The 203-nt window shown below is 61.6% G+C and carries 1 protein-coding gene; it reads left to right on the top strand.

All coding sequences use genetic code 11. The annotated features are described in order from the left end of the window. Window positions 1-203 (top strand): AMP-binding protein (locus tag AC3A5O_RS28885; RefSeq protein WP_487754032.1); only part of this gene is annotated, 203 nt, incomplete at both ends.

Here is a 203-nt window from a genome sequence, read left to right as displayed (position 1 = left end):
GGCGCGGCGGATGTCTGGAGCCTGTTCCATTCCTACGCGTTCGACTTCTCGGTCTGGGAAATCTTCGGCGCGCTGCTGCACGGTGGCGAGCTGTTGATCGTGCCATACGACATCAGCCGTTCCCCACAGCAGTTCCACGAGTTGCTGTGCGACGCCGGGGTGACGGTGCTCAACCAGACGCCCTCGGCGTTCAAGCAATTGAT

This window comes from Pseudomonas sp. Soil_N_39 (genome assembly GCF_057655955.1).
This window is presented reverse-complemented; position numbering and strand designations above follow the sequence as displayed.